This is a genomic window from Rhizobium sp. Root1220 (assembly GCF_001426265.1).
In the GTDB taxonomy this organism is placed as follows: domain Bacteria; phylum Pseudomonadota; class Alphaproteobacteria; order Rhizobiales; family Rhizobiaceae; genus Rhizobium.
In genome coordinates this window covers 424,210-432,923 of record NZ_LMDG01000034.1, presented here as the reverse complement: position 1 = coordinate 432,923, position 8,714 = coordinate 424,210, and the positions used below count along the sequence as shown (strand labels likewise).

Here is an 8,714-nt window from a genome sequence, read left to right as displayed (position 1 = left end):
TATGGCGGGGCGGCTGCACCCGTTCCCATTCCGAACACGGCCGTGAAACGCCCCAGCGCCTATGGTACTTCGTCTTAAGACGCGGGAGAGTCGGTCGCTGCCAGGTCTGCRAAACGCAACAAATCTTCTCATCACACTTCTTCGGCCCAGCCGAAACAAAAAGGGCCGCCTAAAGCGGTCCTTTCTGCTATAAGGGGCAAGAAGAGCGGAACAGACGACGGAAACGTCGAACGGGAGCGACTGCAAGCAGTCGCCCCGGTAGCACGACAAGCCGCAAGCGGCTCGTCGGGTTCGGTATTTTGCCTTACGGCAAAAACCTGGTAACGCGGGGTGGAGCAGCCCGGTAGCTCGTCAGGCTCATAACCTGAAGGCCGCAGGTTCAAATCCTGCCCCCGCAACCAACGAAACTTGNAAACCTGGTAACGCGGGGTGGAGCAGCCCGGTAGCTCGTCAGGCTCATAACCTGAAGGCCGCAGGTTCAAATCCTGCCCCCGCAACCAACGAAACTTGTATATTTTGCCATTCAAGTCGCTTCACAAAAAGCTCCTCCGCGTAAGCGTCGAGGAGCTTTTTTTGTTTCTGCTCCGTCATCTTCTCCAGATAATCGTGCTGCTTGAGCGCCTCGAACTGCTTCTCCAGGATCGTTGCCGCTTTGGCCGGCGCCTCCGCCAGCACTCACTCGCCGGCATCGTTGACGCAAGCGGTCCTCGGTCCCGTATGGGGATTGCGATAGTTGCGTTTGTTCCAGACCATGCGTCCGATGCAGGTCTCGTTGTTGAGGATACCGGACCCACGACTGACGTGGCCGCGGATCGCGGCATCGCGCCACTCCCTGATCGAGGATTGTGCAATGTCACGCGGCCACATCCCGACGGCATAGGGTTTGAAGATGCCTGCACAATCTCGCCCTTCGCCCGTGCAGACCGACAACCCTCACCTTGATTTGTGTGGTTGGGCGCGCCAACGGTTCATGGCGAATGTTAGAAGAGCGGATCAGGATGGGCCGACAGAGAACGCCAGCGATGAGGGCAACGCCCTACAGGCTGTCATTGAGGATGCGCAGACACCCTCGAAAAGCCGCGTCGTTTGAAGCGATTCCTCCCTCGAAAGACGAGCTTGCTAGAACACCGCGCTGGTACATAGTCTGGGCCATAAGTCCACCAGGGCGAGTGAGGGACCCTGGACATGGCTTTTGGGCATACATTGCCGCTGGGGAGGGAGAGAGCAATATGAAATCCCGCCGACAAATCTTGAAGAGCAGTGCGGCGTTTGCAGCGTCTGGTCTGGCGTTGACGGCGGGACTGCTGGGCGGTCTCGCGGCGACGGGACCGGCTTCCGCTCAGGTGGCGAGACCGAACATCGTATATATTATCGCCGACGATATGGGTTGGCGCGATGCCGGCTTTCAAGGTTCCGATATCAAGACTCCGCATATCGACAGGCTGGCAAAAGAGGGTGCGCGTTTCGAGCAGTTCTATGTTCAACCGATGTGTACGCCGACGCGAGCCGCCTTCATGACAGGGCGTTATCCTTTGCGATATGGCTTGCAGACCGGCGTCATTCCCGCGGCGGGTACGTACGGGGTGCCGCTCGACGAATATCTCCTGCCGCAGACCCTCAAGGACGCCGGCTACAGGACGGCGCTTGTCGGTAAATGGCATCTCGGTCATGCCAAGCCTGAATATTGGCCGCGGCAGCGCGGCTTCGATTCCTTCTACGGCGCACTGGTCGGCGAAATCGATCACTTCAAGCACTCGTCTCACGGCGTCAAGGACTGGTACCGAAACAACAAGCCGCTCGAGGAGCACGGCTTCGACAATAGCCTGTTCGGCGACGAGGCCGCACGCGTGATCGAACGGCACGATGCCGACAGCCCGCTGTTTCTCTACCTGGCATTCACCGCGCCGCACACGCCTTTCCAGGCACCCCAGGAGTACCTCGATCGTTACAAAGACATCGAGGATGAGAACCGCAGGGCCTATGCGGCAATGATTTCGGTGATGGACGATGGCATCGGCAAGGTGGTCGCGGCGCTGGACAAGCGCGGCATGCGCGACGATACCATCATCGTCTTTCATAGCGACAATGGCGGCGTGAGAAGTTCGCTATTTGCCGGCGACAGCAAGGTGTCGGGTGGACTTCCCGCCGACAACGGACCTTACCGCGACGGAAAGGGAACCCTGTATGAAGGCGGCACACGCGTGGTGGCGCTGGCCAACTGGCCCGGGAAAATCAAACCGGGCGTGGTCGAAGGCATGATCCATGTCGTCGACATGTATCCGACGCTCGCTGCCCTTGCCGGAGCCAAGCTCGACCACAACAAGCCGCTTGACGGCATGGACCTATGGGCAACGATCAGCGAGGGTCGACCCTCTCCGCGCCAGGAGGTCGTTTACAACGTCGATCCAATGGCGGGAGCTGTGCGCAGCGGCGATTGGAAACTGGTATGGAAGGCGTCGTTGCCTCAAAGCATCGAGCTATTTGACCTTTCCAAGGATAAATCCGAGACGACCAATCTTGCCGGCAACAATCCGGACAAGGTCCGCGAACTGCAAGGTCGGGTGACGGAGCTTGCCGGCGAAATGCGGCCGCCCCTTCTTCTCATGGAAGCGGTGCGTTTGACGTTCGTCTCACCGCCGGTCACCGCCGATCCTTCGCTGTTGTTCAGCCTTGGGGACTGAACCGCCGACGGGGAGCGGTCTACGCAACATCAAAAATGGTGCGTAGGAAAGACCACAAAGGCGCCGATTCCGGAATAACCGCAATTGGCAAGAGTTTGGCTATAGCGGACGTGGCTTTTGGCCGGCTCCTTGTTCAGGGAGTGACTACGAGTGTCGAGGGCCTGGCGAATATTGACTGACATTGTCCTGATTGATCCGGATCTTTGGGCGAGAACGCGCGCCGACGCCCGCGCAGGCCGTGCCTTCCGCTATCAGGAAGCAGAAATCGCATGAGTGTGATCTCTACTATGGAACTTCAGCATAGCGGATGATGCTCTGATTTTGTACGTTGGCGACTAATTCATCAGAACGAGACAAAAATCGGCGGAGCAAAGGAGAGGAGTTCGAATCGTTGTATCCTAAGGTGAGATCAATTGTCGGAGGCACACCCTCAAGTGCTCTAGCAACGACATTTGGCGTCAGCATGTTTTGCGCATAGAGCGGAATAAGCGTTATTCCACCTGTGGACACGACGAGCGACATTGCTGATGGTAGGCCTTCACCTTCGTACTCTGCCTTTAGTGTGATCCCAACGTTCGACGCGTAATCCTGGATCACGGATTGCAATACGGGAGAAATTCTAGCCGAACTGACGTAAGTTTCGCGTGCAAGGTCCTGCGGCCGGATCTTTTTGCGCGACGTCAAGCGATGGTCCGCCGGCAATACGGCGATCAGCGGCTCCTTGGCTAAAAACTTGAAGGACACACCAACACTCTGCGTCTCGGGGCGAAGGAAAGCGACGTCCAGCTTGCCTCGCATCAGTGCCAGAGCAAGGTCCGGGGAAGACTGACTGGACAGTATGATTTCAACCTCCGGCGCTTCCTCACGAATAATGCGCAATGCATGGGGTAGCCACACAACCTCTTGTCCTGCGAGAAAACCGATAACGAACGACTGCTTTTCCGGCCGTTCTGCCCGCCGTGCCCCTTCCGCAGCCGCCTCGACTTGCAATAACGCCAGCCGCGCGTGATCAAGAAACACTTTACCGGCGGCGGTGAGCGTCACGCCGCGCGGCTGCCGTTCCAGCAGTTTTACACCGATTTCGGTTTCCAGATCGCGAATTTGCCTGCTGAGTGAGGGCTGGGAAGTGTGTAGCCGCCGCTCGGCTGCAGTCAGTAAGCTTCCCTCTTCCGCAACAGCAACAAAATAGCGCAAATGCCTCAGTTCCATCGGGTCCTCGCTATACTTTCAAGGCATAGCTCGAACGTACAAGGTATTTGTCTTTGATAAAGGGGGAATTTAATCAACGTCGCAATTTTGGGATATGATCGAACAGGCCTCACCGGAGGTATTTCGCAATCAACTGTATTCCAAAGGGAATGTTTAACAGGCAGATGGAGCGATACGATGCCTACAATCACGACCACGGACGGCGTAAACATCGTCTACAAGGACTGGGGCTCAGGTCAGCCGATCGTTTTCAGCCACGGCTGGCCACTGTCGGCGGACGATTGGGACGCCCAGATGACCTTCTTCCTTCGCCACGGCTACCGGGTGATTGCCCACGACCGGCGCGGCCATGGCCGGTCCGACCAGCCCGGCACCGGCAACGACATGGACCACTGGGTTGCCGACCTCGCGGCCCTGACCGAGCACCTCAACCTGCGCGACGCGATCCACATCGGCCACTCCACAGGTGGCGGTGAGGTGGCTCGCTATGTCGCCCGCCACCCGGCGCGCGTCGCGAAGGCGGTACTGGTCGCTTCCCTGACGCCAAACATGTACCGGAGCGAGGAAAACCCGTCCGGTCAACCGCAGGAGTGGTTCGAAGCGATCCGCGCGGGCGTGCTGGGCAACCGGTCGCAGTTCTTCCGGTTCGTCCCCGAGAACCCGTTCTACGGTTACAACCTCGACGGGGCCGAACCTTCGGAGGCGATCATTGCGAACTGGTGGCGCCAGGGCATGGCCGGTGGTGCCCTGGCTCACTACGCGACTGTCGACTCTTGGCTGGAAGATTATACCGAAGACCTCAAGAAGATCACCGTGCCGGTGCTGGTGATGCATGGCGAGGCCGATCAAGTCGTCCCCTTCGCAAGTTCCGTGCCGCGTGCGGTCGACCTGCTCAAGAACGGGTCGCTGAAGACCTATCCGGGCTACCCCCATGGCATGCTGACCACACATGCAGATGTCCTTAACCCCGACCTGCTCTCGTTCATCAGGTCTTGACGACATCGACCGGACCGCGGCCTTCATCCAACGTCGGCCGGACGATCTGTCACCCGGCAGTGCCGGGTGACACCTGTTGGTGCTGGTACGTGGAGCGTTCCCCGAGGGTGCTTCCGACAGTGGCAATTTGCTTGGTGCGTAGGGAAAGATGCAACGTGTCGCTCTTACATTTTTCGTGGCGGTGACCGAATACTCCACCGGCCGAAATGGCTCGGTGTCTCGGCTTCGACATCTAGGAATTAAGAGCGGGGGTGTCCGTCGATTTAATGTCTGAAGTACCTCCAGCTTCCGAAGTGCTCGTTATAGGCTCGTTTTTCGGCTTCCGGCCTATAGGTAACTTCAGGCTGGCGTTACTGTCGAGCGGCCGTAAGTAATCCCACATGTGGAAGCCGCCTTCCGGCCGCGGACATAATTCCCGATCTCTCGCAATGGTTCCAGGTGCAGATCCCAGGCTCATCGCACTGAGACTTGTAAACTTTCAAGCCTTGCCTAGCTAACACACGGGTGGATGACGCTGGGATGAAAAGAGGGTAAATTCGCGGGCCGGCAAAGCTCACTAGATTGAGCCTTGAATATGTTCGGCCAAATGCAACTCGGAACAGCACGTTCACGCGGAGTGATTTGAGGGTGCATGGAACGGTCCGGCAGACCAGACGGTAAGACATATTGCTTCGGTGACTATCGGTTCATTCCGGACCGGCAACTGCTGATGCTTCGCGACAACCCGTTGCGTGTAGGAAGTCGGGCTCTCGATCTGCTCCACGTGCTCGTCAGCCACCCGGGCGAAGTCGTCGGCAAGGACGAACTGATGAGTTTCGCCTGGCCGGACACCTTCGTTCACCAGGGCAACCTGAAGGTCAACATAGCGGCGCTGCGCCGTGCTCTTCCACGAACGGCTTCAGGCCTATCGTGCATTGCCACCGTGACCGGGCGCGGCTACCGCTTCGTTGCGCCGCTGCGCACCTATGGAGGAGATCAACCGCAACACTCCTTCGATCCGGCCAATGCTTCCACCCGCGAGTTGCCTCGCCTGCCCCACGTCGTCGGTCGCGACGACGTCGTCGCGGAGCTTGCTGGCAGGCTTCCGGAAAGCCGGTTGCTGACTGTTGTCGGACCTGCGGGGGTCGGCAAGACGACGGTCGCCGTCGCTGCGGCAAGAAGCCTTCTGGACCAATATCGGGACGGTGTTTGTTTCGTGGATCTCGCCGCCATCGGCGATCCTCAGCTTGTAGACGCGACGATAGCGGCGTCGCTGGGCATCGGCGGCAAATGGGCGAATACGCTTGCCGGTATCGTCGAGGCATTGCACGGTCACGAAATGCTGCTCGTGCTCGACAACTGCGAGCACGTTCTCAGCACCGCCTCGGCGATTGCGGAACACCTGACGCTGGCGCTTCCGGGTCTTCACATCATCGCCACGAGCCGGGAGCCGCTTCGATCGCGGTCGGAGAGCGCCTATCGCTTGTCCCCGCTCCCGTATCCAGACGAGCACAGCGGCGAGAACCGAACGGGAGCCCTGACCTTCCCCGCCGTCCAGCTCTTCGTTCGGCGGGCAAACGAGGCTTGCGGCTACCAACTCGATGACGCGGACGGGCCTGTCGTGGCGGCCATATGCAGACGTCTCGACGGAATTGCGCTTGCAATCGAACTCGCCGCGTCGCGGTTGCCGGCTTTGAAACCGGCAACCCTGCTCGGTCTTCTCGAACACAGTTTCGAGCCGCTCGTCGCCAGTTCCGGTGGAACTCCCCCACGACACCAAACGTTGCTCGCGACCTTGGACTGGAGCTATCAGCTCCTGTCCAAGGATGAGGCCCGCCTTCTGCGCCTCCTGTCGGTTTTCTCGGCGAGTTTCTCTCTCTTCGATGTTATCGGCGTGACGGACCACATCGGCCGAAGCATCGAGGAGATCGCGACCTGCACGGAAAGTCTAGCGGCGAAATCGCTTTTGTCGGCCGTGCACGACGCCGGGGGTCCACGCTATCGTCTGCTCGACAGCACACGCTGCTTCGTGGCTGAGCGGCTGGACAGGAGTGGAGAAGCCGCCGACGCGCGATCCAGCCACGCGCGCTATCTTCTCCGGCTGTTCGAGCGAGCCGAGGCGGAGTGGCAATGGCGACCGAGGAACGAATGGACCGCCTCCTACGCACCGCGAACGAACGATTTGCGCAAGGCGGTCGATTGGACGTTTGGCGATGGCGCACAACCCGAGGTCGGTGTGCGCCTCACCAGCGCCGCAATCCCGCTTTGGGACGAATTGTCGACCGTCGCCGAAAGCCGGCGACGTGTCGAACGGGCGCTGCAATCCGCGGAAGCCCTGTCGCGCTGCAACCCCGCCGTCAAGATGAAGCTCATCGCGTCCTATGCCTCAGGCCTCAATTTCTCCGATCATCTCGGTCCAGAGGCCGATGCGGCGTGGACGGAAGCCAACCGACTGGCGCGCGAGATCGACAATGTCGATTATCAGCTTCGCACCTTGTGGGGCCTTGGCATATTGCAGAGCTTTACCGGGCGGCACCGGCAGGCGATCGCGACGCTTGGGCAGTTCGCCCAACTTGCCGGCCGGGAAGATGACCGGCGGGCTGTCGCGGAAGGAGAACGGGTCAGGCTGACGGCCGTCTTCTATCGTGGCGATGTCCGGCGCGCGCACTATGACCTGAAGCGGCTCGCGCGCGACCATGCGACCACCGCGAAGCGCTCGGGCGTCGCCCGCTTCCAGATCGACCGGTTCGTGTCTATCCGGGTGGCATTGGCGATAACGGCCTGGGTAGTGGGAGATCGCGGCGAGGCGACGGCGGCGCTCCAGGATGCGCTCGACCATAGCCTCGCGCTCGACCATGCGGTCTCGCACTCCAACGCTTTGGCCCAGGCGGCCCTACCTATCGCCTTTTGGTCCGGGGAGATCGAGATCGCACGCTTGCATGTTACGGCGCTTGCCCGCAATCTTAAGCTGCGTGAAATCTCCATCTGGAGACCGGTCTGTCGTTTCTACGAGGGCGCCGTCGGGAGTATGGACGGCGACTCCGAAGGGGTCGACACGATGCGGCTCGCAATGGAGCAACTCATCGCCAACAATTTCCTCGTTAGGGTGCCGATCTATCTCACCATCCTCGCGGAAGCCTCATTGCGCCATGGGCGAATCGCGCTCGCCCGCGACAGCCTGAGCGCCGCCTTAGACCGTGCCGACCGACAGGGCGAACACTGGTCCCGGCCAGAGCTGTTGCGTGTGCGCGGGATGCTGCAGCGACTGGACGGCGATCTTTCAGGTGCCTCGGAAACCCTGCTGCTTGCCGCAGAAACCGCGAGGGAAAGCGGTTCGCTCTTCTTCCGGCTTCGGGCGACGACGGCCTTAGCTGAACTATGGGCGGACGCCGACCGGCACGCGGCGGCGGCCGAACTGCTTTCGACAGTATGCGCCGAGTTCGATGACGTACTACCCTGCATGAACGTGGTGAAGGCGCGTCAACTGCTCGAAGCTCTCGGGCGGCGTAACATCGCCCTGCGCACTGGACTCTAGCTGCCGTTCTTGTTCGCGACCAGCGCAGGTTCGAGGACAAAGGCGCTGCGCTGGGCGAGGTCATGGATGCTGGACAGGTATTTTTTAAAATGTGGCGTCTCGCGGTGCGCGGCCACCGCAGCGTTGTCGATATAGAGTTCATCCAGAACATAGCGATCAGCTTTCGCCTGATCCCGCCAGACATCCCATCGTAGATTGCCCGGCTCCATCCTGCAGTAGGGTGCCATGCCGAAGAGCAGTGCCTCAAGCTCTCCGGCTTTGCCCGGCCTGGCAACCAGGGTGGCCATGATCTTGACATGCAATGACATGGACGA

General features: G+C 60.0%; 6 protein-coding genes, 2 tRNA genes and 1 rRNA gene. 6 read left to right on the top strand and 3 right to left on the bottom strand.

Features of this window, described 5'->3' with window-relative positions:
• From rrf to ASC90_RS23350, 3 genes are all read left to right on the top strand, one after another.
• Window positions 1-106 (top strand): 5S ribosomal RNA (rrf, locus tag ASC90_RS23360); the annotation flags it as partial.
• A gap of 218 nt (window positions 107-324) precedes the next feature.
• Window positions 325-401: transfer RNA gene (locus ASC90_RS23355), tRNA-Met, on the top strand.
• 22 nt (window positions 402-423) lie between these two features.
• A tRNA-Met gene (locus ASC90_RS23350) sits at window positions 424-500 on the top strand.
• A gap of 175 nt (window positions 501-675) precedes the next feature.
• Here the strand turns inward: ASC90_RS23350 and ASC90_RS29490 are convergent.
• A complete protein-coding gene (locus ASC90_RS29490; protein WP_200950938.1) occupies window positions 676-930 on the bottom strand; it encodes a hypothetical protein in 255 nt (84 codons plus the stop codon).
• A 299-nt stretch (window positions 931-1,229) separates the two neighbouring features.
• On the opposite strand from ASC90_RS29490, the gene ASC90_RS23340 reads away from it, so the two are divergent.
• Window positions 1,230-2,681, top strand: a complete 1,452-nt coding sequence (locus tag ASC90_RS23340) for a sulfatase-like hydrolase/transferase (protein WP_056545742.1) — start codon at window positions 1,230-1,232, stop codon at window positions 2,679-2,681.
• Between the two features lie 285 nt (window positions 2,682-2,966).
• Here ASC90_RS23340 and ASC90_RS23335 read toward each other — a convergent pair whose 3' ends face one another.
• The gene (locus tag ASC90_RS23335; protein ID WP_056545740.1) at window positions 2,967-3,890 is read right to left on the bottom strand and encodes a LysR family transcriptional regulator; all 924 of its coding nucleotides are present in this window, start codon (window positions 3,888-3,890) and stop codon (window positions 2,967-2,969) included.
• Window positions 3,891-4,067: 177 nt separating this feature from the next.
• On the opposite strand from ASC90_RS23335, the gene ASC90_RS23330 reads away from it, so the two are divergent.
• Window positions 4,068-4,886 (top strand): alpha/beta hydrolase, encoded by an 819-nt coding sequence (locus ASC90_RS23330; protein ID WP_056545738.1) that lies wholly within the window; start codon window positions 4,068-4,070, stop codon window positions 4,884-4,886.
• 631 nt (window positions 4,887-5,517) lie between these two features.
• The gene (locus ASC90_RS23325) at window positions 5,518-8,400 is read left to right on the top strand and encodes a winged helix-turn-helix domain-containing protein (protein ID WP_056545735.1); all 2,883 of its coding nucleotides are present in this window, start codon (window positions 5,518-5,520) and stop codon (window positions 8,398-8,400) included.
• Here ASC90_RS23325 and ASC90_RS23320 read toward each other — a convergent pair.
• Complete coding sequence (locus tag ASC90_RS23320) at window positions 8,397-8,708, bottom strand: putative quinol monooxygenase (protein WP_056545733.1); 312 nt, start codon at window positions 8,706-8,708, stop codon at window positions 8,397-8,399. The genes ASC90_RS23325 and ASC90_RS23320 overlap by 4 nt on opposite strands.
• Window positions 8,709-8,714 lie beyond the last annotated feature (6 nt).

Excerpts from the sequence above, each read along its gene's own strand:
- ASC90_RS23325 (WP_056545735.1), top strand. The coding sequence starts at position 5,518 with ATGGAACGGTCCGGCAGACCAGACGGTAAGACATATTGCTTCGGTGAC.
- ASC90_RS23330 (WP_056545738.1), top strand. The coding sequence starts at position 4,068 with ATGCCTACAATCACGACCACGGACGGCGTAAACATCGTCTACAAGGAC.
- ASC90_RS23335 (WP_056545740.1), bottom strand. The coding sequence starts at position 3,890 with ATGGAACTGAGGCATTTGCGCTATTTTGTTGCTGTTGCGGAAGAGGGA.
- ASC90_RS23320 (WP_056545733.1), bottom strand. The coding sequence starts at position 8,708 with ATGTCATTGCATGTCAAGATCATGGCCACCCTGGTTGCCAGGCCGGGC.
- ASC90_RS23340 (WP_056545742.1), top strand. The coding sequence starts at position 1,230 with ATGAAATCCCGCCGACAAATCTTGAAGAGCAGTGCGGCGTTTGCAGCG.